This is a genomic window from Chryseobacterium sp. 22543 (genome assembly GCF_052044565.1).
GTDB lineage: Bacteria > Bacteroidota > Bacteroidia > Flavobacteriales > Weeksellaceae > Chryseobacterium.
The window spans coordinates 683256-710080 of the sequence record NZ_JBQENH010000004.1 but is presented as its reverse complement, the minus strand read 5'-3'; the positions used below and the strand labels follow the sequence as shown (position 1 = coordinate 710080).

Here is a 26825-nt window from a genome sequence, read left to right as displayed (position 1 = left end):
CTATTTTTATACTTTTGCAAAAAATTAGAAAATTATGTACTGGACATTAGAATTAGCTTCATATTTAAGTGACGCACCTTGGCCAATGACAAAAGCAGAGCTTATTGACTACGCAATCAGAACTGGTGCACCTATGGAGGTAGTAGAAAACCTTCAGGCAATCGAAGACGAAGGAGAGATTTATGAATCTATCGAAGAAGTATGGAGCGACTATCCTACTGACGAAGATTTCCTTTGGAACGAGGACGAATATTAATAAAGCGATAAGCTTTAGGCTGCGTGCTTAGAGCTTTTTTGCCCTTTTTATATATTAATCTACACGATAAGTGTTATTTAAAACGCTTAAAGCATTTTGCATTAAGCATAAAGCAAAAAATTTATGAGTTTTTTAAACAAAGTTCTTAAAGGGTTTTTGGGAGACAAAAAAGCGCAGGACCTAAAAGAAGTAAAAAAAGTTGTAACAAAAATCAAGGCTGTAGAACCTAACATTCAACAATTGTCGGATGATGGTTTGAGACAAAAGACCGCTGAGTTTAAAGAGAATATAAAATCTGCAACCAGCAAGATCACAGCTCAAATAGAACAGATAAAAGAGCAGATAAAAAATTCAACAAATGTTGACGAAAAAGAAGCTCTTTTTTCAAAAATTGAGTCTCTAAAGAAGGAATCATACGAAATTGAAGAGAAAGTTCTTATTCAGGTTCTTCCCGAAGCTTTTGCATTGATCAAAGAAACGGCAAGAAGATGGGCACAGAATGGAGAAATTCGTGTAACGGCAAGTGACTGGGACAGAGAACTGGCTGATGCAGGAAAAGATTTCGTGAGCATTCAGGGAGACACAGCTGTTTGGAAAAACTCATGGGATGCTGCCGGAACTCCAGTAGTTTGGGATATGGTCCACTATGATGTTCAGTTTATCGGAGGGGTTATTCTTCACAGTGGTAAAATTGCCGAGATGGCAACCGGTGAAGGTAAAACTTTGGTAGGAACATTACCTATTTACTTAAATTCACTTCCGGAAAGAGGAGTACACGTTGTAACCGTGAACGACTATCTTGCAAAAAGAGACTCCGCATGGATGGGTCCTCTTTATCAGTTCCATGGAATGTCTATCGACTGTATCGATAACCACCAGCCGAACTCAGACGGAAGAAGAAAAGCATACAACTCAGATATTACTTACGGAACGAACAATGAATTTGGTTTCGATTATCTGAGAGATAACATGGTAACTTCACCTTCAGAATTGGTACAAAGAGAATTGAACTTTGCTATCGTGGATGAAGTAGACTCTGTATTGGTAGATGATGCAAGAACACCATTGATCATTTCCGGTCCGGTTCCTCAGGGAGACAGACAGGAGTTTGATGTTCTTAAACCTTCTATTGACAGAATTGTTGAAGTACAAAAGAAAACCGTTTCTGCTATTTTCAACGAAGCAAAAAAATTAATCGCTGCAGGAAATACAAAAGAAGGTGGATTCAAATTGCTTCAGGCCTACAGAGGTCTTCCAAAAAACAGACAATTAATCAAATTCTTATCGGAAAGCGGAAACAGAGCTTTGCTTCAAAAAGTTGAATCGCAATATATGCAGGACAACAACCGTGACATGCCGATTGTAGATAAAGATCTTTACTTCGTTATCGAGGAGAAAAACAATCAGGTAGACCTTACTGATAAAGGGGTTGAGTATATGTCTCAAGGAAACTCTGACAATAACTTCTTCGTTCTTCCTGATATCGGGACTGAAATTGCTGAAGTAGAAGCTAAAAACCTTTCTAAAGAAGAGGAGTTTGAAGCGAAAGAAAGACTATTTGCGGACTTTGCTGAAAAGTCTGAGCGTGTTCACACAATGAGCCAGCTATTGAAAGCATATACATTATTCGAAAAAGATGATGAGTATGTAGTGATTGATGGTGAAGTAAAAATCGTTGATGAGCAGACAGGGCGTATCATGGAAGGTCGTCGTTATTCAGACGGTCTTCACCAGGCAATTGAAGCGAAAGAGAATGTAAAAATTGAGGCAGCTACTCAAACTTTTGCAACAATCACGCTTCAGAATTATTTCCGTATGTACAATAAACTTGCGGGGATGACTGGTACAGCTGAAACTGAGGCTGGTGAACTTTGGGAAATCTACAAACTAGATGTAGTGGTTATCCCAACAAACCGTCCAATTCTAAGAAATGACAAACAGGATTTAGTTTTCAAAACTAACAGAGAAAAATATAATGCTGTAATTGAAGAAGTAGAAAAATTAACAGAAGCAAAAAGACCTGTACTTGTAGGGACAACTTCTGTTGAAATTTCACAATTGCTTTCAAAAGCACTTCAGTTAAGAAAGATCCCTCACCAGGTACTGAACGCGAAGCTTCACAAGAAAGAAGCTGAGATCGTGGCAGGAGCAGGACAGCCGGGAGTTGTAACTATTGCAACGAACATGGCAGGTCGTGGTACAGATATTAAGCTATCTAAGGAAGTAAAAGAAGCTGGAGGTTTAGCTATTATCGGTACTGAAAGACACGACTCAAGACGTGTTGACAGACAGCTTAGAGGTAGAGCGGGACGTCAGGGAGATCCTGGAAGTTCTCAGTTCTATGTATCTCTTGAAGATAACCTGATGCGTTTGTTCGGTTCTGAGAGAATCGCTAAAATGATGGACAGAATGGGTCATAAAGAAGGTGAAGTAATTCAGCATTCTATGATCAGTAAGTCTATTGAAAGAGCGCAGAAGAAAGTAGAAGAAAACAACTTCGGAACAAGAAAGAGACTTCTTGAGTATGATGACGTAATGAACAAACAACGTGACGTAATCTACAAGAGAAGAAAGAATGCTTTATTCGGAGACCACCTGAAGTATGACATTACGAATATGATTTTCGATGTTTCCAATTCTATCGTTGCGAAAGGAAAAGCTTCAGGAAGTTATAAAGATTTTGAATACGAAATCATTAAAACATTTACAATGGAATCTCCGGTTTCCCAAGATGATTTTAATAATAAAAATGTTCAGGATCTGACAAATATCTTATTCAACGCAGCTCAGGAAGATTACAGAATGAAACTGAATCTATTGAAAGAAAAATCATTCCCAATCATTGAGAATGTATACCAAAATCAAGGTTCAATGTTCAAAATGATTCAGGTCCCTTTCACAGACGGACACAAAACAATGACTATTGTAGCTGATCTTAAAGAAGCTTACGATACACAGTGTGAAAGTTTAGTGAACGATTTCGAAAAGAACATCACTTTATCAATCATTGATGAAAACTGGAAACTTCACCTTCGTGAGATGGATGATTTAAGAAGATCTTCACAAGGAGCTGTTTACGAGCAGAAAGATCCATTGGTAATCTATAAGCAGGAATCTTTCCACTTATTCAGCGAAATGATCGACAAACTAAACAAAGAAATTATTTCTTTCTTATACAAAGGAGAAATTCCAGCTTAAGAAAAATTTAATAATATCATCTAAAAACCGCTATGGCATTGGTCATAGCGGTTTTTTGTTATTCAGTATATAATATTTTTATGATAAATATCAATCTTATTATTTATTTAGAACAGTTAAAAATAATATATTTGCAAAAAATTTGACTTTCATGAAAAATGTACTGATCTGTGCTTCCGCTCTGGGAACAATGCTGGTTTCTGCCCAAAAAAAAGATTCATTAGCCACTAAAAGCATTGATGAAGTAATTATCAATACATACGTCAAGAAAGACAGTGAATACTCCAATAAGATGCCTTTGAAGGCAATAGAGGATCCACAGGTATATTCTTCTATTGACAAAGGAGTATTGGAAAATCAATTGTTATTCACCGTAGATGATGCTTTCAGAAATGTGGCAGGTGCACAGAAAATGTGGAGTGCAACAAACAGAGCCGGAGATGGAGGTATTTATCTTAATTTAAGAGGTTTTGTGGCCGGAAACTCTATCAGAAATGGTATGGTAGCTCCTATTACAACTTCTATGGACGCTATCAATGTGGAGAGAATTGAAGTGTTAAAAGGACCTTCTGCCACATTATTTGGTAGTAACGTGACATCTTATGGAGGTGTTATCAACAGAGTTACCAAAAAACCATTTGAAACTTTTGCAGGCGCCGTTTCTCTGGCAGGAGGAAGCTATAACTATTACAGAGTACAGACAGATGTAAATGCTCCCCTTACAAAAGATAAAAAATTATTATTCAGATTAAATACAGCTTATACAAACCAGGGAACCTTCCAGAGAACCAATGCAAAGAATTCTTTCTATGCATTTACCCCATCCATTACTTACCGTCCTACGGATAATTTAGAGATCAATGCGGAACTGGAAATGTTTGAAACCAATTCATATCCTGAAACAGCTTTCTTCTTTTATGTTCCGAGTGCGCAGCTTGGTGCAGACAGCATGGATAAACTGGAAAAACTTGGTTATGACTATAAGCAATCTTACACAGGAGAAGGGCTTAAAACTGTTGGTAAAGCAAGAAACTTCTTTGGACAGGTTAACTATAAAATTAATGAGCACATTAAATCCTCTACCAATGTAAGCACTTCATATTCTTACTCAGATGGATTTAACCCATACTTCTATTTTGCTCCGAAAGGAATGGTAACAGGAGTTCCTACAGATACAGAATTGGGAATTGTAAGAGCTGACCAGTCAACTAAAGACAGCAAAAGAACTTATTTCCAGGTTCAGCAGAACTTTAATTTTGATTTCAACATCGGAAGCGTGAGAAACAGAACTGTAGCAGGTTTCGATTATATGAGATTGAATGACAATCAATACTTTATGTTTACCAATTTTGACTGGGTTCCTTTCACAGGTACAGACTATTCTAATATGAATGGACAGACATTGGGGGCAATGTATGATAATCTGAGAAATCAGCCTGATTTTGAGAAAAACAACGCCTATATAAGCAGCGGTAAGAAAGATACCTATAGTGGATATATTTCCAATGTAATTACTCCCGTAACCGGTCTTAATATTCTTACTTCAGTACGATACGAAAGTGTAAATTTTAAAGGAGGACAAACCGGACAGAAACTTACTGATTCATACAGCCAGGGAGCATGGTCACCAAAATTTGGTGTCGTTTATCAAATACTCCCTGAGAAATTATCCGTATTCGGAAACTATCAGAACAGTTTTTCAGTAAATGGATATTATACTTCAGATAAGACAGGAAATGTAGCACTTTCAACTCCTGAAAGAGCCAATCAATTTGAAGGAGGTTTCAAAACAAATCTTATCAAAGGAAGAGTTACTACAACTTTAAGCTACTATAATATTCAGGTAAAAAATACGCTCCTAAATACTGGTGAAATGACGGGAACAGGACAGGCTGTACAAAACCAGGCTGGATTATTGAGAAGCCAGGGAGTAGAATTGGAAGCAAATGCTTATCTGATCAAAGGGTTCTCCGTAATCGCCGGAGTAAGCTACAACGATATGAAATATACAGAAGCTGATGAAACGGTTATCGGAAGAAGACCCGCTACAGCATCATCTCCATGGTTGGTTAATTTCAATGCAAGTTATCAGTTCTTAGACGGAAATTTAAAAGGTCTTGGATTCGGGGTAGGAGGAAACTATGCGAGTGATAACAAGATTGTGAACTCTACAACCATGGGTACATTCATCCTTCCAAAATATCTGGTACTGAATGCCAACGCGTTTTATGATACTAAAAAATTCAGAATTGGTGTAAAGGTAGACAACTTTACCAACGAACATTACTGGAGCGGGTATACAACTGCCAATGCTCAGGTACTAGCTAACATATTAGGAAGCTTCACTTATAAATTTTAAACTGTTAGAGTAAAATTACTCTCCTTATAAACAATGAAAAGAATAACAATAGGAGCTGCATTATTAACAACTATGTTAAGCTTTGCACAGGAAAAAAAAGACACCATCAAATCCAACGATATTGAAGAAGTAGTTGTAAGCGGAAGATATTATCAGAAGTACAAACTGAATGAGGTTTCAGGTTCATTAAGAATCCAGACGCCTATTCTTGAGCTTCCTCAAAATGTACAGTCTGTAAGTTCTCAGGTTCTTGCTGATCAACTTACATTGAACATGTCTGAAGGAATTGTCCGTAACGTAAGTGGGGCAAGAAAAGTGGAGCACTGGGATAATGTATACTCCAATGTTTTCATGAGAGGTGCCAGTATTTCCACTTTTATGAACGGAATGAATGTTTCTTCTACCTGGGGCCCAATCAATCCTGATGCCTCTATCATAGACAGAATAGAGTTTGTAAAAGGTCCAGCCGGATTTATGGGTTCTATGGGAGATCCTGCCGGGTTTTATAATGTTGTAACTAAAAAGCCTACCGGAAAGTTTGCCAACAGTGTACGTTTCACTACGGGAAGTTATAACCTTTTCAGAGGAGAAGCTGATCTGGATGGAGTACTTGTAAAAGACGGTGTTTTAGATTACCGTATCAATCTGATGGGAAGCTCCAACAATTCATGGGTAGAAAATGATAAAACAAGCAAAATCATTGTTGCTCCATCGATTACTTTCAGACCTACGAAGACCACTACATTTACAGCACAATACAACTATCAGTATTTAAAATTCAATCAGCCGGGAGCTTACCTGATGTCTAATGACGGATATGCTTCATTGAATGTACATACCAATTTTAATGATCCGAACTTCAAAAAAACTGAAGTAAAAGATCAGAGTTTATTCTTAAGCTTAGACCAGAAACTGTTCAAAGACTGGGTTTGGAGTACACAGTATGCTTATATGGACCTGAATTATGATGGAGGTTCATGGTGGGGAACTTTTGATCCAGCCAATAAAAATGTTTTAAACAGAACATTAAGCAACTGGCAGGCAAAAGGAAAAAATCATATTTTCCAGACGTATGTAAGAGGAAAGCTTAATACAGGAAATATTGTTCATAAAATAATTGCAGGGTTTGATTATGGAGACAGAAAATACATTGCTGACTTTTCATCTTTTACAGGAGGACCTTTTCCAATTGACATTTATAATGTGAATTATGGAGTGGATCCTTCGGAACTTCCTTCTTCTGATTTTTATAGATTAAACAAATCTGCTCCTTTTTATAATGATCAGGGAGTAAAATATACTTCTTATTACGCTCAGGATCAGATTGAAATGTTTAACAATAAGTTAAGATTAACATTAGCAGGAAGATATACAAGTGGAAAAACCTATTCTGCATATCCTAATCTAAGCCCTGGCACTCCTATAGTACCAGATAAAGCAGGTGAATTTACACCAAGAGTAGGAATAAGTTATTCTATTAATGAAAACTTCTCAGCTTACGGTATCTATGACAAAACTTTTGTTCCACAATCCGGAACTGGAATCAATCAAACATTGATTACAGATCCTTTCAGAGGACAGAATATTGAATTCGGATTAAAGAAAGACTGGTTCGGAGGAAAATGGAATTCTACTTTTGCGGTTTATGAGATCAGAAGACAGAATATTCTTGTATCAGGAAATGCAAATGAAAACAATGGCGTTGCATTTCAGGTTGCTACAGGCGAGCAAAGAGCAAGAGGTTTTGAAACAGATATCAAAGGAGAGATCATCAAAGGTTTGAATATTATTATCAATTATGCTTATACAGATGCAAAAACTATCAAAGACACAGATCCTACAAGAATAGGAATCCAGTCTCCTGGAAATGCAAAAAATGTACAAAATACTTGGGTAAACTACAGGTTTGAAAATGGTCTTATGAAAGGCTTTGGTATTTCAGCAGGGTATCAGTATCAGGGAGGAAGACAATCCTGGTATGGAGTAAGTGCTGCGAAAGATCAGAGCCTTCCGGATTATTTTGATACCAACTTTGGAGTTTCTTATGTTGCCAAGAAATTCGATGTCAATTTAATGTTAAATAATGTCCTTAATAAAAAGCTTTACAGCGGATACAGAGGAGATGCAGGTGAATATGCATGGATCTACAATGCTCCACGTAACTGGAGATTATCAATAGGATATAAATTTTAAAAAATCAAAGGTTAGCCCCTCACGGGGTTAACTTTTTGCTATGAGAAAAAAGCATCATCATAAAAAGAAAGCTCCTTCAAAAAAATGGTCTGCCAAACTGCATTTGTGGTTTGGTTTATCCGTTGGCATCATTGTATTTATTGTCTCTCTTTCAGGGACTTTATATGTTTTTAAGGATGAAATACAGAATACCCTGCGCAAAGACGAGATTTATCTGAAAAAAGACAAGATTGGATCAAAACCTTTACCAATTAACCTTCTTCGTGAAAAAGTATCGCTGGAGCTTAATGAAAAGTATCCGATAAGCGCTGTAGAAATTCCTTTGGACAAAACAAAATCCTATCAGTTTGAATACTATGACAAAAGCAAAAAAGGATGGAACTATTTTCAGCAGGTGCGCATCAATAAGCTGGCTTATGTCAATCAGTATACCGGAGAAATTCTTGCGGTGTACAATGAAAAATATGATGTATTCAATATTCTGAAATATATCCACTGGGGGCTTCTGCTCAATTCAGAATGGGGGCCATACACCGTAGGAATCCCAACTGTTCTTTTTATTATCATGCTGATTACAGGAATTATTTTATGGTGGCCTAAAAATAAAAATGCCAGAAAAGGACGTTTTTGGTTCAATTGGGAAAATGTAAAAAACTGGAAGCGTAAAAACTATGATCTTCATAATATCCTTGGTTTTTATGCATCATTTATTGCCCTGCTTTTAAGTGTTACAGGGCTTTATTTTGCTTATCCTTATGTAAAAAACACTTTTACTTTTGCATTATCCGGCTCATGGGAACTTCCAAAAGAAAAAGAAAGAAAATCACCGGACTCCCTTACGGTTAAGAATGAAGCTGTTTTTGATCTGGCTGCGGCACAGACAGAAAAACTGTATGCAAAATCATCCAGCTTCAGAATTACTCTGAACGGAAAGAATAAAAAAGGAAAAGAACTGAAAAACCTTCCGGTAACCGTTTACGGACTGGATGGAAGATATAGTGAAAGAAATATCCTGACATTTGACAAATACTCCGGAAAACTACTGGCCAACAAACCTCATCACAAGCTCATTACTGCCGAGAAATATTCCAACGCCAATTATGATATCCATACCGGATCCTATTTCGGAATCATTGGAAAAATCATGTGGTTTATTGCCGGCCTCACATGTACATCACTCCCTGTAACCGGATTCCTGGTTTGGTGGGGAAAAAGAAAGAAAAAAGGAAAGAAAATATAATGAAAAAAGCGCTTTTATCAGCTGCCTGCTTAGGAACTACTACCGTTTTTGCTCAGGTAAAAGATACTCTACAAACTAAAAATGTAGACGAGGTTGTAATGACCGCCTCCAGAAAAAAGGAAAATATAAAGGAGGTTCCAAGCTCTATTACAGTTGTAGGAGAAAAACAGATTCAGTCTCAGCTGACTGTTAATTCTGATATTACGAGCATCCTGCAGTATACAGTTCCCAGTTTAGGAACAAATTCCGGGCAGACTTCCAACACAGGGCAGACGTTAAGAGGGCGTCAGGTTTTGGTTTTGATTGATGGGATTCCACAGTCTACCCCACTTCGTAACGGAGCAAGAGATTTAAGGACTATAGACCCTTCTGCAATCGAAAGAATTGAAGTAATCAAAGGAGCTTCGTCCATCTATGGTAACGGAGCAGATGGAGGGATCATCAATTATATTACGAAAAGAAACAAAACAGATAAAAAAATTTCTGGGGTTTCACAGATCGGTCTTACAGGACAGCCTTACGGTGGCACTTTAGGAGTAAGAGCCAGCCAGCTTTTATCCGGAAAAATCAACAAATTTGACTATACCCTTTCATTAGCCTACGAAAGAACGGGATATACAAAAGATGGAGATGGCATTTTGATCAGCCCTACTTACAGCATTGCCAAGATGGACAACTACAATGGATTGCTGAAAATAGGATATGATATCAATGAGAATCAAAGAATTGAAGCTTCTTATATTGGCTATTCTTCAAAATCAGACCTGAATGTAGGATTGAAAACAGGAAAATACGGCATCACGCCTACCATTGGTGAAGGAATAGGAAAAGGGTTGGAAACCACACCTCAGGGAACTCCGAAAAACCACAACATCAGAGTGAGCTATGATAATAAGAACCTGTTTGCAGGAACTTCTTTAAATATTAATCTTTATTATCAGGATTTTAAAACCGTTTACGGATATAGTGACACATTCTTCAATGGTGGGCAATCCAATGTTATTTCCCATAAAAAAGGGGCAAGAATCAACCTGGATACCCAACTATGGAATTCTCCGAATTCACAGGGAGAAATCATCTACGGAGCTGATATTCTGAATGATGAAACCGTACAAAAACTGGAAGACGGACGTTTCTGGACCCCTAATATGAGCATGACCAATATCGCTCCTTTCGTATTGGTAAAAATTGATCTTTTCAAAAAATTTACCATCAAAGGAGGTCTTCGTTACGAAAACATCAAAGTGAATGTAGATGATTTCAACACGCTTTCTACCCTTAAAAGTGACGGAACTTTCACCAAAAGCATTCCTGTAGCCGGCGGAAAACTGAGCTATAATGCGTTGGTGGGAAATATCGGAGTACGTTATAATATTGAACCTTATATCAACCTTTTTGGAAGTTTTTCTCAAGCCTACTCCATCAATGAGTTAGGCAGAATTTTGAGAACCTCAACTTCTGAAACGATTAATAGCCTGGAAACGAAACCAATTATTGTTAACAATTATGAATTGGGGGCGACAGGACAGCTTTCCAGCTGGCTGCATTATGAACTGACGTCTTATGTGAGTACATCCAAGCTAGGAGCATCATTTGTACAGAGCCCGGACAGAGCGCTGATGATTCAGAGATCTCCCGAAATTGTATACGGAGTGGAAGGATTTTTACACTTCACCCCTACAAAATGGATTCAGTTTGGAGGAAGCTACAGCTGGATGGAAGGCATTACTTCTGTAAAAGATGATGGTGATTATTCCGCAAAAATCAATAACAGCAGAATTTCTGCTCCTAAAGTTCTGGCTTATGTACAGGCAAGACCTGTTCCGGCATTATCAGTTGGTTTAGATATGCTTCATTCTTTCCAGCAAAACAGATTCGAGCCTAATGCAAAAACAGGATTATATGCCTATGGAGAAGGATATGTTCCTGAGTATACCGTTTTCAATTTCAAATCAAGCTATGAGGTTAACAACAACTGGAGGGTATCATTAGGAATTGAAAACCTTTTCAATAAAGTATATCAGCCTGCCATTTCATGGTGGACAGCAAGAGACAGTGACTTTACGAATGCTCTTGGATTGAGAGGAACATTTATGATTGAATACAAATTTTAATTAAACTAAATAAAAAGTAAAGCATATCTTTGCTTTACTTTTTACTGCTATATGAAGAAAAATCATCATCATAAAAAGAAACCGGGATTCTTTAAGAAATGGTCTGCCAAACTTCACCTTTGGTTCGGATTGGGAATAGGTTTTCTGATCTTTATTATCTCTATCACCGGAGCCTTGTACGTTTTTAAGGATGAAGTGGAAAACATCACCCGAAAAGATGTTATCTATCATCAGGAGCAAAATATAGAACAGAAACAGGTACTTCCTATCAGAGTAATGGAAAAAGCTGTTGCAGAACAGGTCAAGGAAAAATATCCGATTCACTGGGTAAATGTTCCTATTGACAAAAAGATGTCCTATATGTTCTTCTGGTATGAACATAATACGGATGCCTGGAATTATTTTGATGAATTTCCTATCTATAAACAAGCTTATGTAAACCCATACACCGGGAAAGTACTAAGAGTTTATGATGAAAAAAACGGTTTCTTCAATATTGTAAAAATGATCCACTGGAGCTACCTTTTAAAACAGGATTGGGGAACTTATGTGGTAGGTATTCCGGTTATTATTTTTATCATTATGCTGATCTCCGGGATCATTCTATGGTGGCCTAAGAACAAAGCAGCAAGAAAGCAGCGTTTTTCCTTCAAATGGAAAAATATTAAAAGCTGGAAGCGTAAGAACTATGACCTTCATAATGTGCTGGGTTTTTATGCATCTATTTTTGCTTTGATCTTCTCCATTACAGGTCTTTTCTATGCATTTTTTGTCGTTCAGGCAATGATCTATGTCATCTTTTCAGGAGGAGAAACAAAGTACCCGGACTTTTCCCATATCAAGACAAAGGCTCCTATTGAGCTGAGAACAGAAGGTACATTGGATAAAATCATTAATACAGTACAGACAAAATATCCTGATTCCTATGGTTTTGCTATAGATTTAGGCCACCCACATATGGATGATCACGAGCATCCCAACTTTGAGGTGTATGTGAAACATCTTTCTTATTCTTATCATAAAAGCAGCAGCTTAATCTTTGATGAAAACTCTGGAGAATTGCTGCACACTCATGATCCGAAGGACAAAAATTTTGGAGAAAAAGCTGTAAATGCCAATTATGACATCCACGTAGGTGCTATTTTGGGCCTTCCTACTAAGATTATTGCCTTTATTGTAAGTCTTATCTGTGCTTCTCTTCCGGTTACCGGATTTATGATCTGGTGGGGTAGAAAAAAGAAAAAACCGTTAAAAACAGCTTAACATACTAAATAAAATCCAGTTAATAATCCATTAATACAATCTTTTTTATAATTTTAGCCCCTAGAATTTAATAATAGAAATGTCATTAATAGATTTATCAAAACAAGTTGCCCTTGGAGTTGACATCGGCGGAACCAATACTAAATTCGGAATCGTAAACCACCGTGGAGAAGTTCTGGATAAAGGAAATCTGAGAACCGATGCTTATGACAAAGTTGAGGATTTCATCGATGCGTTATATGAAAGTGTTCGTCCAATGATGGAAAAATATGGTACTGAAGCACACTTTGACGGAATCGGAGTAGGAGCTCCTAATGCAAACTACTATAAAGGAACCATAGAATTAGCTCCAAACCTTCCATGGAAAGGGGTAATTCCTTTTGCTGAGCTTATGAAAGCAAAATTCGGCCTTCCTTGTACAGTGACCAATGATGCCAATGCTGCAGCCCTGGGGGAAATGCTTTTCGGAGCAGCCAGAGGAATGAAAGATTTCATCATGATTACGTTGGGAACAGGAGTAGGAAGTGGAATTATCGCCAACGGAAGTTTAATCTATGGGCACGACGGGTTTGCCGGAGAGTTGGGTCACACCATTGTAAAGCCAGGCGGAAGAAAACATTGGAGCACAGGATCTGAAGGAAGTCTGGAAGCTTATGCTTCTGCAACCGGTATTACCATTACAGCAAAGAAAATGAGAGCTGAGTTTCCGGAATCTATGCTGAACCAGTATCCTGAAGATGAAATCAATTCTAAAACAGTATATGAATGTGCTATCAAAGAAGACCCAATTGCTATTGAAGTTTTCAGATATACAGGTCAGAAATTGGGTGAAGCAATAGCCAATTTTGTGATGTTCTCTTCCCCGCAAGCCATTCTTTTATTTGGCGGAGTGATCAAAGCAGGAGATTTTATTTTGAAACCGGCTAAACTTCATATGGAAAGAAACCTTCTTCCTATCTTCAGAAATAAAGTACAACTTGTTTTCAGTGAACTTGACGAAGCAGATGCTGCCATTCTTGGAGCAAGTGCTTTGGTTTGGGAAAAATAACTGAACCTTTTTAAATAATATAGAGCATCCTTCTTAGGGTGCTTTTTTTGTGATTATTTGTGAAAACATTGGTGTTATTGGTCTTGGAATTAAAAAACAGAAGACGAAAAAACATCTTACAGATTAACTTTAATTGAAATGCTTCTACTCCGCTCAGCATGACATTGCTAATATTAATATCTTTAAAATAACTTCGAAGATGATCTGTTTGATTTATATCCTATATTTATTCATAAAATGGTTTACAAATCATTTGTCACATCTATCACGACAATTTAAGTTTAAGAGGTTAAAATCATATTCAAATGGAAAAGTTTTTCCTATTTTTGATCAGTCTTTTCCGGATCAGGAAAGGATCATAAAACAATATAATTACCAAAAATGGATAACAATAATTTAGAGCAGATTACTTTCGGTGGTGGATGTTTCTGGTGTGTGGAAAGCTGTTTCAATATGCTGAAAGGAGTACAATCCGCTATTTCGGGATATTCAGGAGGACATAAAGATAACCCGACTTATCAGGAAGTTTGTACCGGTGAAACGGGACATGCAGAAGTTGTACAGATCACTTATGATCCTGCTGTTATTTCTTATGAACAATTGATGGATGTATTTTTCTTCCTTCATGATCCTACTCAACTCAACAGACAGGGGAATGATGTAGGAACTCAATACCGTTCTGTGATTTATTATAAAGATGCTGCTGAGAAGGCTAAAGCTGAAGCAGCCATCAAAGCATCTCAGGAATCAGGAAGATGGGCTGGTACTTATGTGACAGAACTGACTCAATTCGAAAAATTCTGGCCAGCAGAACAATATCATCAGGGATATTACAATGAAAACCCAACACAGCCTTATTGCAGCGCTGTAGTAGGTCCAAAAATCCAGAAGTTCAAAAAACATTATGGAGAATTGGGAATGCTGAACGCAGAGTAAAAAAATTGCTTTTTAAATTTTGGCTAAAGCCAGATTGATAATGTATATTGAGTTAAACGGACTTCAGTCCGTTCCTATTGATATCAATAGAATAGCTACAAACCGATACAAAATAACAGAAGCGAGGAGGAAATCTCTTCGCTTCTGTTTACGCAAAAATAATTGTTTATATGAAAAAACTAATATCCTGGGTTTTGAGCGAAATCTTTTGAAGCATCAAGGGTTGCCTGAGGAATCGGGAAAATTCTTCTGTAGGGTTGAGTAGCCACTTTTGCAGTTCCCGGCAAATCAAATTTTCCGAACCTGATCATTGCCTTTCTTCTGTACATTTCCCAATACAATTCATATCCTGATTCTTTAAAAAGAGCATCAGCATCCAAAGAAGTAAGTGCAACTCCCGGGGCATTATTCTTCAAAGCATCATTCGTTCTTATTGTTCTTAATTTATTAACATCAGCCAGCGCTCCCGATACGTTCCCGTTTCTGAAAAAGGCCTCTGCTCTCATCATATAGATGGTTCCTAATCTGTATAATGGAACATCCATTCCGCTTGTTCCGTTGTTTCCATAACCAGGATCAAATTCAAACTTGAAATTTCTTACTCCTCTGTTGATCTGAGCCTGTGTAAATACCGCCTCTGAAGGATTATCAAAATTCAGGTCCGGAGTAAAATCTGCGGCAAGTGTTGTATTTTTTTCTGTGAATAGCTTATATACTTTAATTCTTCCATCGGCCGTTAAGTCGAAGTTACCATTGGCAAGAATTTTAGGTCCATATTGCTGACCAACCTGTAATCCCCTGTTGAAGTGAAACCATGGTTTTCCTGTTCCCTCCACTTTACTTGTTGACGGCACACTTACATCGGTTCCGTCATTTCTGAACCATGTTCCGTCTTCATACTGATAGGTTCTCTGGAAACGCGGGTCATCATGATTTCCATTCCATGAATAATAAAATTCCGGAGTAACGCAATTTGCATTGGTTCCCCTGTTATCAGGCGACGGCTTCTGGATTCTTTCCATAGACATATATGCAAGATCATTGTCTGCATTTCTGTTGGAATTCTTTTTCTGAACAATAGTAAAGATCATTTCCTTACTTGTATCATTGTTGATATCAAAATTGTGGAAGTAATTTGATTCTAAACTAAAAAGACCTCCATTAATCAGCATATCAGAATACTTGATGACCATCTCCATATCATTCCCTCCTCCGCTTAAAGCCTGCTCCTTAAAGTTAAAACTACCTGCCGTCTTGTTCTTTAAAACCGCTCTGTTAAGATACATATCAGCCAATAATGCATACGCTGCCTGTTTTGTAAACCTTCCTGCATGTGTATTCTGGGTTTTAATATCTGCCAGATTTGGAATAAGACCTTCCACTTCAGTGATTAATGCATCAATGGTAGATTCAGCCTTTCTGATCTGTATGGGAGCATTTAAATTATCCGGATCTCTGTACGGAGCCTGTCCATACAAATCGATTGTTGTATACGTGTAAAATGCCAATAACCCTTTTGCTTCAGCCAGAAATAAAGTCTTATTATTGATCGTACTCTTGTTGATACTTCCTATAGCAAACAGAGATTTTGTAATTCCTGAGTTCAGCTGATTCCAGGTGGTTTTTACCACATCATTATTCGCGTCCCAGGTAAATTCGTGCATCGCTCTCCATTTTCCTCCATCTCCCCAGTCACTTCCTCTTGTTGGCAAAATGGCTTCATCGGTAGAATATTCCTGTAAGGCAAACACACTTCCATGGTCTACAAAAGTCCCGTCACCAAGCTGTCCGTAAGCCGCAGCAAGAGATGCTTCAGGGTCTGCATTTTCAGTTCCCATTACCTCATCAATTACTTTTTCATCCAGATTGGTACATCCCACTAAAGACATTACTGCGATGGACAAAACGATTTTATTTAGATTTAAAAATTTAGATTTCATGATTTCTTTTAACTTAAATTAAAATTTAATAGTAGCTCCCAAAATGAAAGTTTTCGCAGACGGGTAGGTCGTATAATCAATTCCTAAAGACTGATTTCCCTGCACCTGCTTGTTGGTGTCAACAAGTGGATCGTATCCTGAATAATTAGTAATTGTAAATAGATTCTGTGCACTTACATACAGATTGATACTTTTCAAAAATTTCAATTGATTCATGTCAAAAGTATATCCTAATCTTACATTGCTTAAGCGAATAAAGTCTGATTTTTCAAGGTATAAAGAAGATAATTGCGGCTGATTGGCAAAGCTTGCTCCTGAGTCATAATATTTCTTCAACACGTTTCTGTCTGAAGCTAAATTGTTGATATTTAAGTCCAAAGCCGTATTATTCACCAAATACCCTCCCGTTTGCCCAATGAAAGAGAATGCAAAATCAAACTTCTTGTATTTCATATAAGAATTGATCCCGAAAGTAAAATTGGGAATCGCTCCTTCAAAAATCTTTCTGTCATTCGGGTCAATCTTTCCGTCTCCGTTCAGATCTTCATAGATATATTTTCCGTTGGCATCAATCCCCAAATAATTGTACATATAGAAAGATCCTGCTTCATATCCGTTTCTGTAGATATTTGCGGTAACGCCTGAAAGCCCTGGTCCGGAAACTTCACCGGAATTAATTCCGGAAACCGGAAGATCTTTCACCACATTATTTACAGTAGCTCCATTGATATCAAGATTCCATGTAAAGTTTTCGTTTTTAATAATTTCTGAACCTAAAGAGAATTCAAAACCTTTATTAACGATTTTCCCGTCGGCATTCAGCCAGACAAAATCTGTGGGGCTTAATGGAGTGGAAGGAATAAATAATATCGGGTTTTTGGTGGTTTTGTTGTAGTATTCCAATGAACCGTACAATTTATTTCTGAATAAGCTGAAATCCAATCCAATATTGGTTTGCGCTACAATTTCCCATTTCAGATTGGGATTGGGTGTTCTTACCACCTGAACTCCATTGATCAGATTTAAGTTATCATACAAATAGTATCCTGCACTTTGTGATAACAGATAACTTGCTTTTGTAATTTTATTGAGAACTTCCTGATTTCCTGTCTCTCCCCAGCTCCCTCTTAACTTCAACTCATTGATAAATGAAACATCTTTCAGAAAATTTTCTTTTGAAATGGTCCAGCCTGCAGCCACTGACGGGAAATATCCGTATTTATTGTTATCTCCAAAACGTGTGGAACCATCGGCTCTTAACGAAGCTGTTAAGAAATATTTTTTATCAAAATTATAATTTACTCTTCCGAAGTAAGACTGCAGTTCATTTTCCTGAGAAGTTCCCGGCTGTGGAATAAATACGTCTCCGGAATATCCAGGATTAATTTCCGGCGAAATCCCCGCTCCCTGGTTAACAAAGTTTCTTACACCAAGATAAGTAGCAGTAGCTTTAAACTTCTGATAAGAAAAACCTCCTAATACGCTGAAATTATGTCTGTTTAAGCTAAGGTCATACGTTAAATAATGCTCCAAAAGAATATTATAAGAATCCAGATTGGCCTGTGAATAGATTCCTTTTGGACTTCTGTCTGTAATATTCGGGAACATTGTTGTGTTTCTTTCTGACAAGCTTCTGTCCACCCCTAAATTAAATTTATAATTCAATCCGGGTAAAATTCTCAACGTTGCTTCTGTATTCCCCAACACTCTGAAAGTATTCGTCTTATCTTCGTAAACGCTCAATAAATAAAGTGGATTGTAATGGGCGTTCATATTGAAATTGGTATAATTTCCATTTTGGTCATAGACAGAACGCGTAGGATTGGCCATTAAAGCATGAATAATGAGCTGTCCATCAGACCCTGCATTTCCACCGTTTGGAATTCCTGTTTCTCTGATATCACTGGCGGTAAGATTCAGCTTAACCTTTAATCTCTTGTTATCAAAGAAAGATTCTTCTGCATTCAAACGGGCTGTTGTCCTTTTAAAGCTGCTGTTCAGGACTATACCGTCCTGATCCATGTGAGAAAGGGATGCAAAATAATTCCCTGTTTCTGTAGCCTTTGAGAATGATACGGAATGATTGGATGAGACCGCATTTCTGTAGATTTCATCCTGCCAATCTGTATTTCCGCCATAATCATACGATTTATCAATCCCTGCCGCTCTGTATTCATCGGCAGTCATCAAGTCTAATTTTTTAATCACTGAAGAAAAACCTAAATACGTATCGTACGTAAACATTGGCTCTCCTTTCTTTCCCCTTTTTGTTGTTACCAAAACAACACCGTTTGAACCTCTTGCTCCATAGATTGCAGCGGCAGAAGCATCTTTCAAAACCGTGATGGATTCGATATCACTTGTATTCAAAAAGTTGAGCGGATTCTTTGCAGTTGTATTTCCAAGTCCTACATTCGGACTTTGTGCACTTACCGGATCATTATTCAAAGGAATACCGTCCACAACGAATAATGGTGTACTTCCGCTTCGGATGGAACCAATACCTCTGATGGAAACATTCACTCCTGCTCCGGGTTCACCACTCGACTGAACAATACGGACACCAGCTATTTTTCCCTGCATCAGATTATCCACGGAAATGTTCATTCCTTCTTTGAAATTTTCTGCTTTCAGCTGGCTTACAGCTCCTGTTAAATCAGATTTTTTCTGAGAACCATATCCAACCAGAGTTACCTCTTCAATAGAGGTTGAGCCCTTTTTGGATTCTAATTTTATGGAAACTGAAGTACTGGAGATTTTCACCATCTGTTCTCCATATCCTTCATATGAAATGGATAAAGTCTGCCCGATGTTGGCTGAAATTGAGAAGTTTCCTGATGAATCGGTAGAAACAGTATCTCCGGTTTCTACAACAGTCACTTTCGCGCCTTCTATTGCAGAACCATTCTGATCCGTTACATTTCCGGAAATGGTTTCGTTTACCTGCGAAAACACAGGATAGTCTGAAGTAAATCCTTTAGCATCAGCTTGGTGGGCCACCAAAAAAATTAATGCAATCGGGATTAGCTTTTTAAACTTAAAAAAATTAATTTTGTGGTACATATCAATAAGTAAAGTAATTGCAAGACGTTACATTGCTTATCAAAAAGCCGCTGTTGTTCCCGCAACAGTGGTTTTCTTTTCAGGCAACGGTTAGTTTTTATTTCGGCATACAAAGTAAAAGGATCTGCTACAAATCTATTTTAACATAATATTATCTTAAAGTCAACAAAATATAAATATCTCAAATTGAGAGAATATAAACTTGTTATATATCAAACATTTATGCACCCCTATTTTTTCAACATTCACAGAATTTTAAAAATTACTTAACATAATATATAAATCATCACCAACAAAGAGTCCTTAATTTCGCATATAAAATGTATAGAAATGAAAAAGGCTGTTTTTCTTGGTATTTGTTTATCTTCATTCAACCTTTATTGGTCACAATCTCAGCAATTTGATGAGCTAAAGATCAATGAAATTCAGATTATCGGCTCTCACAATTCTTATAAAAAAGCCATTCTACCTGAAGTATACCATTATTTATCCCAAAAAGATACTCAGAACTCTTTACCGAAGATTCAATATGAACATATTCCTATCCCCGAGCAGCTGGATCTTGGGCTTAGAAATCTGGAGATTGATGTTTATGCAGACAGCAAAGGAGGAAAGTATGCCCATCCGAAAATTCTGGATCTTGTAAAAACCTCCGAGCCTTTTGATCCTGAAGGAAAAATGAAAAAACCGGGTTACAAGATGATTCATATTACAGATATTGATTATCAAACGTGGTATTATACGCTGGAAGAATGTCTGAAGGATTTGAAAAAATGGTCTGACAGGCATCCTCATCACGATCCTGTTTTTATCACGCTTGAACCCAAAGATGGAAAAGCAAATCAATTCGGGACAGAGCCTGAGCATTATACCAATAAGCTTTTTAATGATCTGGATAATGAACTGAAAAAGTACCTAGGAAAAGAGAAAATTATTACCCCGGATGATATCAGAGGTTCTTATAAAACGCTGAACGAAGCTGTTTTAAATAAAAACTGGCCAAAAGTAAAAGATGCCAAGGGAAAGTTTCTTTTTGTCTTAGATAACAATGGAGAAAACAGGGATCTGTACGCAATGGATCATCCTTCATTGAAAGGAAGAATGATTTTCACCAACTCCACTCCCGGAACTCCAGAATCGGCTGTTCTGTTTATGAATGAACCGAAGAAGGACGATGTGATAATCAAAGATCTGGTTAAAAAAGGATATATCATCCGTACCAGAGCCGATGCGGATACGATGGAAGCACGAAGTGAGGATTATTCAAGATTTGAAAAAGCAAAGGAAAGCGGTGCACAAATTATCACTACAGATTATTATTATCCCAGCAAATTATTCAAATCCAACTATAAGGTGGGTTTTGACAACAATACCTATGAAAGAAAAAATCCTATAACGGGAAATTAATCCTGTTTTGCTATTAGATTTATAATTGAGGAGGCCGTCAGATTGACGGCCTTTTCTTTTGAACGGAAAATCCATGGAATCGGTAATAGACGGCAAATTAATTACCGTTTTCTTATTTCCTGTTCTGTCAAATCTATTTCAAAATGATCTGCCGGATCTCCGTTAGAAAGCAGTGTAAGAATTTTAAAAATAGATTTTAACTGTCTTACAAATACATTCTGTGACTGATTCTCCTGATAGAGTTTCTCCAATATTTGGTACTGCTTCAGCCTTTCTTTGGGAATATCTCTTTTCGCCAGCTCACCTGCTGATTGAAATTTATACAGATCCAACAACAGATCATCAAAAGACCATTTTGTAAAAGTTTCAGATCTGATTCTCTTTTCTTTGAGCTGATTATTATTTTGGATGAGTAACAACAGATCTTCACCATTCAGCTTCCCTGCTTTTTCTATAAAGTCTTTTGGCCAGTCATCAGGAATCATTCGCAAACGGACCAATTCTTTTAAATGGAAAAGCATAAAATCATGGTAGGATTTTGTTTTTAAAATGTCTTTATTCCAAAGTATTTTAGTTATATCATGCTGTAAAGCTTTATATTCTTTTTCGTACAAAGGAAACAATTCATTGAAACGCGGAACTTCATTTAGAACCTCAGTTTGTACTTCCAGTTTGTCAGGAGACTGTATCGTCAGAATTTTATACGCCGGCAGATAAGCGGCCAGTGATGGAACCTGAACATTGACCAAAATATTCTCACCGAATTTTCTGATTCCTGTATCATTAATATGCATATGCCCTGCAAAATGAATCTGTAATCCTGCTTCAGCAAATACCTTTGCCACTTCTTCCTGAGGAACACGCTCCAACTGCCACTTTTTCTCTCCAAAGAGGTTTTTAATTTCGTTGGTCGCCCCATCATTGAAATCAATCATTGGGTAATGGGTAAATGCAATCAGGGTTTTGTTGTTTTTCTTTGCTTCACCAGAAAGTCTTCTTATCCATTCTATCAAATGCTGTTTGTTGGTCAGCACATTATTATAGCCAATGCTTGCTCCTTTATAATTAGACGGACTGTGGGAATTTTCATTGATATTTTTAGGAATATAGGTATTTCCGTCAATAGCAATCACCCATACATCTTTCACTGGTTCAACAACATAACTTAAATCCGGAACAGAAAAACCATTCTCCACTTCATATAGCCTTTTGGAATACTCTGCAGCCTCTAACCCTTTTTTGTAAGTATAATTTTTAAAAGTATCATGATCAAAGGGTGTACTCCAGAACAGATCTTCTTTTTTAGGATAGAAACCAAAATCTTTTAATTCATTTAAAATTTCAAAATATCCGGATTCTGCAATATCTTTTGTGATGATCTTATCTGTTGATTTTCCGATACTTTCTTTACTGTAAACCCCCAATGGGTTTCCATTTTGTCCGAGGAAATCATCTTTTCCTCCGTCATTTCGAAACGGCCCAACAGGATCGTGGTTTCCTGTGGTCAGATAAAAATTAATCCCGTATTTCTGGTGATACTGTTCTAAAATTCTATGAAGCCCACGAAGGTTATAAGCCTGCCCATCATCAGAAAAATCTCCGGGCATCGCTACGATTTTAATTCCTTTAGCAGCAATATCATCCAACGCTTTGAGAAAGGCAAAATAGTTCTCATTGAAGATTCTTGTGGAATGCAGTTGAGAATCCATCGTTCTCAGGATTGTATATTTTCCCGTTTTAGGATTCAGAATTCCTTTAAAATCATGATCTGAAAAACTTCCATATAAATCCTGAAAATGCACGTCAGAAAGAAAAGCAATCTGTACAGGTTTCTGCGCCGAGAAAAACGTGCTTATAAACAATAAAACGAAGACTATTTGTTTATCCATCTTAAAAATAAGACGAAATTACAGGAATGAATGGGGAATTCTTTTAATTAAGTTTTAAATTATTGTGAAGGAAATTTATTCTATTGGTATCATATCAGAGTTTTTGCCGGAATATTTTTTAATAATATATTCGGTTGATCTTTTTAGCTCTTTTTTATTCTCCGGATCAATCCCGTCCATTGTAAAAAACTCAACTTTTCCGTTGACCTTGGAATACCATGTTTTCCCAAGAGCATTTTCTACTGTAAGTGTATCTTTTCTTGTAATACGTTTAAAGTATTTAATCTGAACATTATCTTTCGGAACAACAGTCAGAACAGGATTTCCTTCCTTACAATCTGTTAGCTTGTATTCATTATTATTCCAATACATGCAGTTCTTTTCAATCGAATACGTACTCAAAATACTCAATGGTTCATATGGAGTCTTATTTCCCGTTGAACAATAGTAATTACCAATCAAAAATCCTCCAAGGATAAACATACCGACAAGGCCAAAACTATTCTGTCTGACAAATTCCGGCATTCTAAAGTGCTGTTCATTGATGATATTAATATTGATCTTGGACAGCCTTTCTGATATAATCTCCTCATCCTGATCCACACTGATTTTTACTGTAGTCAGATTTTTTTTTTCATCATTCCTGATAAAAGTTCTGGAAAAATCCGTAAAATCTTCATATCCAACATACTGACTCATTTTATTAAGCCTCTCAGACTCAATATTCCTGCTGCTATTGCCTTCAACAAAGTCTTCGTAATATCGTATAAATGTTTTCTCCGAAATATCATAGAATTTCAGATTATCAATAAAACAAAGATGCAGATAAGAAGCTAAGCCACTTTTTGTGGTTTTTTCTGATTCTCTTCTTGCCTGCTCAAATACTTCATTAATCAGTAGTTTTTTCTTGGACATAAACAACGTTTTCGGGCATTACAAAGTAGATGATTTTCAATCATACCACATTACGGATTTCCGTAATAACTCCACACTTACTTACTGTCTATTGATGTCTATGTTTTGTCTACCATATCTCTCCTGTTTTACTGCAAATTTGCCTTAGAAATCAACAACAAATAAAACGTTTATAAAAATTGATTTCAAAAAAACCAGAAAAAACAGAGGCTAAACTCCGGATTGGGAAGCAGACGTTTCATCTCCGTTTTTAAAGGTTCACTTCCCTGAAAAATTAAGAAGCGCTTCGAAATTTTAACAGTGTACAGCTCATGATAAATACTTCGTGAGAGGAAGAAATACGGTTTCAACTTCGAAAATTTTAAAGGAAATGATCCAAATTATATTGATGCTATTAGGTTTAGCATTTTCAAATAATAATGCCAGTACATCAACAACAGATAACAACAATTACGAGTCTGCACCAGGCTTTTCTGCCGAAACAGTAGGAACAGCTTTGGAAGATACAAGTGGCGAGACAGGACAGATTTTACCACCAAAAAAATAATTAAATAAAAGGGCAATGAAAATTGTCCTTTTTTTAATACCTTTAGTTGCTATCAACTATTATCATGTATGCCGGGTTAAAATTTCTAGGAGTCTTTCTTTTATTCATTGGCTGTAATTTTTCCGAAAACAGAACTTCTCCGGCGAAAACCCCTTCAGCTGAAGCGGACAAAATGTATAATGAAGCAACAGCTCTGTATAATAATGATAACGAAAGAGCATTTACACTTCTGTCAAAAGCAGAGAGTATCTATAAACTAAAGAATGACTCACTTAATATAGCATCCTGTTTAACAACCAAAGCAATTATACTGAATGATATTGGAGATTATCTTAGCTGTAATGAAAGAGCTCTTGATGCATTAACCTTTCTAAAACTGCCTGAAGATTCTGCCTATCTGCCTTCCATATACAATAACCTTGCGATATCTGAAAAAAATCTCAAGCACTATGCAGAAGCTCTTACCTGGTATCATAAGGCATTGCATGCAAGTTCAGATAATTATCAGAAAATCAGAATTAAAAATAATATTGCAGACACCTATGGAAAACTGAAAAATTATTCACAGGGAATCCGTATCTATCAATCTATCCTTAAGGATAAAGAGCTGCTACAACATGATATAGATTATGCAAGAATTTTAGATAATTACAATTATATCAGTTGGCTTGAAAACAATAATTATAAAGCAGAAGAAGGTTTATTATCAGCTTTCTTCTTAAGACAAAAAATCAATGACAAATCCGGACTTATATCCAGCCATTCTCATCTTGCTGAATACTATTTAAACTCTGATAAGACCAAAGCTTTACATCATATCAATGAAAAATATCGTTTAGCAAAAGTAATCAAAAACCCTAATGATAGATTAGAGGCTCTTGAATTTATGGTTAAAAATGATAAAGGAGTTCGTTTACAAAACTATTTCACAGAATATCAATATCTAAATGACAGCATTCAATTATCCCGAGATAAGGCAAAAAACAGATTTGCACTGATAGAGTTTGATGTAGAAAAAAAGAATGCAGAAAACCAGCAGCTTAAAGTGATTACCGTCCAGAAACAAAACAGAATTTTAAAACAGAATGTTATTTTAGGAATTCTCTCCTTAAGTTTAATTGGTGGCTCAATATTATACAAGAGAAGAAAAAAAAGACTGAAACGGGAAAATGAATTAAGAATAAAAGAAAATCAGCTTCATCTTTCCAAAAAAGTGCATGATGTGGTAGCCAATGGTATCTATCAGGTGATGACAAAGATCGAAAATCAGGAAGATTTTGATAAAGAAAAAGTACTCGACGAGCTTGAGTTTGTGTACGAAAAGTCCAGAGATATTTCCTATGAGAAAACAGCCTCTGAAAATAAGCAGGAATTCAGCAAAAAGGTATCAACTCTTATTGCATCTTTTAATAATGAAAATGTAAAAACGTACCTGGCCGGAAATGATGAAAATATATGGAAAACGCTAAAAGAATTTACGCGGGAAGAAATCTATCAGGTTATGCGTGAACTTTTGGTAAATATGAAAAAACACAGCCACGCCACCCATGTTGCTTTTAAATTTGAAAGAAAAAATAACAGGATACAAATTCAGTATACAGACAATGGCATCGGCATTTCAGAAGGAATTACCTACAAAAATGGTTTGACAAATACGGATTCCCGTATTGAAGCTATCAATGGAGAAATTATTTTTGACACTGAAACCGAAAAAGGGTTGAAAATTTATATTTCATTTCCTGCTTCTTAAAAAAGAAAAAGAATGTTCAAAAAAATTTTAATAGCTGAAGATCACGAAAGCAGCAGTATTTCTGTACAGAAAACATTAGAAGACCTTACTATTTCCACCACAGATTATGTTTATTATTGTGATGATGCATTAGCTAAAATTCAAAAATCCATTCGTGAAAATGATCTTTATGATTTGTTAATTACAGATCTTTCTTTTGAAGAAGACCACAACATACAAAATCTTAAAAATGGAAAAGAGCTGATAAAAGCCGTTAAAGAACTACAGCCTTCTTTGAAAATAATTGTTTTTTCAGCAGAGCATAGGTCCGGAATTATTGATAGCCTTTTCAACGAATACGGAATCAATGGTTTTGTTCGTAAAGCCCGAAATGACTCAAAAGAACTGAAAAAAGCAATTGCCTCAACTTATGTGAATGAAAATTATCTTTCTCTCGATCTTAAACAAGAAGTAAAGAAGCTCAATAATTATGAGTTTTCCACCTATGACATAACTTTGGTATCTCTCCTGTCTCAGGGTGTTTTACAGAAAAACATCCCTGTTTATCTTCAAAATAATGATATTAAGCCCTATAGTTTAAGCAGTATAGAGAAAAAACTGAACAGCATGAAAGAAGATCTTCAGATAACAAGCAATGAACAGCTTGTAGCTTTTTGTAAAGATTTGGGAATTATTTAACCTATTACGGTTTTCCGTAAGGTTATTTT

17 protein-coding genes are annotated in these 26825 nt (G+C 36.6%); 13 read left to right on the top strand and 4 right to left on the bottom strand.

From position 1 onward, the window contains the following. Positions 1-34 precede the first annotated feature (34 nt). From ACTJIP_RS17710 to msrA, 9 genes are all read left to right on the top strand, one after another. A complete protein-coding gene (locus ACTJIP_RS17710) occupies positions 35-256 on the top strand; it encodes a DUF2795 domain-containing protein (RefSeq protein ID WP_002662059.1) in 222 nt (73 codons plus the stop codon). Between the two features lie 123 nt (positions 257-379). After that, a complete protein-coding gene (gene secA, locus ACTJIP_RS17705; protein ID WP_077413139.1) occupies positions 380-3454 on the top strand; it encodes a preprotein translocase subunit SecA in 3075 nt (1024 codons plus the stop codon). Positions 3455-3605: 151 nt separating this feature from the next. Next, the gene (locus ACTJIP_RS17700; protein WP_440704891.1) at positions 3606-5813 is read left to right on the top strand and encodes a TonB-dependent siderophore receptor; all 2208 of its coding nucleotides are present in this window, start codon (positions 3606-3608) and stop codon (positions 5811-5813) included. Between the two features lie 33 nt (positions 5814-5846). Then, positions 5847-8006: a TonB-dependent siderophore receptor gene (locus tag ACTJIP_RS17695; RefSeq protein WP_180564825.1), complete on the top strand. Its 2160-nt coding sequence runs from the start codon at positions 5847-5849 to the stop codon at positions 8004-8006. A gap of 40 nt (positions 8007-8046) precedes the next feature. Next, on the top strand, positions 8047-9246 hold the full coding sequence (locus tag ACTJIP_RS17690) for a PepSY-associated TM helix domain-containing protein (RefSeq protein WP_180564826.1): 1200 nt from the start codon (positions 8047-8049) through the stop codon (positions 9244-9246). Continuing rightward, positions 9246-11360 (top strand): TonB-dependent receptor, encoded by a 2115-nt coding sequence (locus ACTJIP_RS17685; RefSeq protein ID WP_440704890.1) that lies wholly within the window; start codon positions 9246-9248, stop codon positions 11358-11360. The genes ACTJIP_RS17690 and ACTJIP_RS17685 overlap by 1 nt, the downstream gene beginning before the upstream one ends. A gap of 51 nt (positions 11361-11411) precedes the next feature. Beyond that, positions 11412-12623 (top strand): PepSY-associated TM helix domain-containing protein, encoded by a 1212-nt coding sequence (locus ACTJIP_RS17680; protein WP_077413143.1) that lies wholly within the window; start codon positions 11412-11414, stop codon positions 12621-12623. 79 nt (positions 12624-12702) lie between these two features. Then, positions 12703-13671, top strand: a complete 969-nt coding sequence (locus ACTJIP_RS17675; protein ID WP_180564828.1) for an ROK family protein — start codon at positions 12703-12705, stop codon at positions 13669-13671. A 381-nt stretch (positions 13672-14052) separates the two neighbouring features. Further along, positions 14053-14607 carry a peptide-methionine (S)-S-oxide reductase MsrA gene (gene msrA / locus ACTJIP_RS17670; RefSeq protein WP_440704889.1) on the top strand — a complete coding sequence of 185 codons (555 nt, stop codon included), beginning with the start codon at positions 14053-14055 and terminating at the stop codon, positions 14605-14607. Between the two features lie 179 nt (positions 14608-14786). Here the strand turns inward: msrA and ACTJIP_RS17665 are convergent, their stop codons facing one another. After that, a complete protein-coding gene (locus tag ACTJIP_RS17665; protein WP_440704888.1) occupies positions 14787-16547 on the bottom strand; it encodes a RagB/SusD family nutrient uptake outer membrane protein in 1761 nt (586 codons plus the stop codon). Positions 16548-16565: 18 nt separating this feature from the next. Further along, on the bottom strand, positions 16566-19610 hold the full coding sequence (locus tag ACTJIP_RS17660) for a SusC/RagA family TonB-linked outer membrane protein (RefSeq protein ID WP_440704887.1): 3045 nt from the start codon (positions 19608-19610) through the stop codon (positions 16566-16568). Between the two features lie 330 nt (positions 19611-19940). On the opposite strand from ACTJIP_RS17660, the gene ACTJIP_RS17655 reads away from it, so the two are divergent. Further along, positions 19941-21017 carry a phosphatidylinositol-specific phospholipase C1-like protein gene (locus ACTJIP_RS17655; protein WP_440704886.1) on the top strand — a complete coding sequence of 359 codons (1077 nt, stop codon included), beginning with the start codon at positions 19941-19943 and terminating at the stop codon, positions 21015-21017. Between the two features lie 101 nt (positions 21018-21118). Here the strand turns inward: ACTJIP_RS17655 and ACTJIP_RS17650 are convergent, their stop codons facing one another. Both ACTJIP_RS17650 and ACTJIP_RS17645 read right to left on the bottom strand, forming a co-directional pair. Then, positions 21119-22906 (bottom strand): metallophosphoesterase family protein, encoded by a 1788-nt coding sequence (locus ACTJIP_RS17650; RefSeq protein ID WP_077413149.1) that lies wholly within the window; start codon positions 22904-22906, stop codon positions 21119-21121. Positions 22907-22981: 75 nt separating this feature from the next. Beyond that, positions 22982-23821: a hypothetical protein gene (locus ACTJIP_RS17645; RefSeq protein ID WP_077413150.1), complete on the bottom strand. Its 840-nt coding sequence runs from the start codon at positions 23819-23821 to the stop codon at positions 22982-22984. Between the two features lie 370 nt (positions 23822-24191). Between ACTJIP_RS17645 and ACTJIP_RS17640 the strand changes: the two genes are divergently transcribed. The 3 genes from ACTJIP_RS17640 to ACTJIP_RS17630 are packed head-to-tail and all read left to right on the top strand — an operon-like array spanning position 24192 to position 26796. Then, positions 24192-24368, top strand: a complete 177-nt coding sequence (locus ACTJIP_RS17640; RefSeq protein ID WP_175627161.1) for a hypothetical protein — start codon at positions 24192-24194, stop codon at positions 24366-24368. Between the two features lie 46 nt (positions 24369-24414). Beyond that, the gene (locus ACTJIP_RS17635; protein ID WP_175627162.1) at positions 24415-26118 is read left to right on the top strand and encodes a tetratricopeptide repeat-containing sensor histidine kinase; all 1704 of its coding nucleotides are present in this window, start codon (positions 24415-24417) and stop codon (positions 26116-26118) included. A gap of 12 nt (positions 26119-26130) precedes the next feature. After that, on the top strand, positions 26131-26796 hold the full coding sequence (locus ACTJIP_RS17630) for a response regulator (RefSeq protein ID WP_077413153.1): 666 nt from the start codon (positions 26131-26133) through the stop codon (positions 26794-26796). The last annotated feature ends 29 nt before the right edge of the window (positions 26797-26825 follow it).

Excerpts from the sequence above, each read along its gene's own strand:
- ACTJIP_RS17640 (WP_175627161.1), top strand. The coding sequence starts at position 24,192 with ATGATCCAAATTATATTGATGCTATTAGGTTTAGCATTTTCAAATAAT.
- ACTJIP_RS17710 (WP_002662059.1), top strand. The coding sequence starts at position 35 with ATGTACTGGACATTAGAATTAGCTTCATATTTAAGTGACGCACCTTGG.
- ACTJIP_RS17650 (WP_077413149.1), bottom strand. The coding sequence starts at position 22,906 with ATGGATAAACAAATAGTCTTCGTTTTATTGTTTATAAGCACGTTTTTC.
- ACTJIP_RS17665 (WP_440704888.1), bottom strand. The coding sequence starts at position 16,547 with ATGAAATCTAAATTTTTAAATCTAAATAAAATCGTTTTGTCCATCGCA.
- ACTJIP_RS17645 (WP_077413150.1), bottom strand. The coding sequence starts at position 23,821 with ATGTCCAAGAAAAAACTACTGATTAATGAAGTATTTGAGCAGGCAAGA.
- ACTJIP_RS17630 (WP_077413153.1), top strand. The coding sequence starts at position 26,131 with ATGTTCAAAAAAATTTTAATAGCTGAAGATCACGAAAGCAGCAGTATT.
- ACTJIP_RS17680 (WP_077413143.1), top strand. The coding sequence starts at position 11,412 with ATGAAGAAAAATCATCATCATAAAAAGAAACCGGGATTCTTTAAGAAA.
- ACTJIP_RS17675 (WP_180564828.1), top strand. The coding sequence starts at position 12,703 with ATGTCATTAATAGATTTATCAAAACAAGTTGCCCTTGGAGTTGACATC.
- ACTJIP_RS17700 (WP_440704891.1), top strand. The coding sequence starts at position 3,606 with ATGAAAAATGTACTGATCTGTGCTTCCGCTCTGGGAACAATGCTGGTT.
- ACTJIP_RS17685 (WP_440704890.1), top strand. The coding sequence starts at position 9,246 with ATGAAAAAAGCGCTTTTATCAGCTGCCTGCTTAGGAACTACTACCGTT.
- secA (WP_077413139.1), top strand. The coding sequence starts at position 380 with ATGAGTTTTTTAAACAAAGTTCTTAAAGGGTTTTTGGGAGACAAAAAA.
- ACTJIP_RS17690 (WP_180564826.1), top strand. The coding sequence starts at position 8,047 with ATGAGAAAAAAGCATCATCATAAAAAGAAAGCTCCTTCAAAAAAATGG.
- ACTJIP_RS17695 (WP_180564825.1), top strand. The coding sequence starts at position 5,847 with ATGAAAAGAATAACAATAGGAGCTGCATTATTAACAACTATGTTAAGC.
- ACTJIP_RS17660 (WP_440704887.1), bottom strand. The coding sequence starts at position 19,610 with ATGTACCACAAAATTAATTTTTTTAAGTTTAAAAAGCTAATCCCGATT.
- ACTJIP_RS17655 (WP_440704886.1), top strand. The coding sequence starts at position 19,941 with ATGAAAAAGGCTGTTTTTCTTGGTATTTGTTTATCTTCATTCAACCTT.
- msrA (WP_440704889.1), top strand. The coding sequence starts at position 14,053 with ATGGATAACAATAATTTAGAGCAGATTACTTTCGGTGGTGGATGTTTC.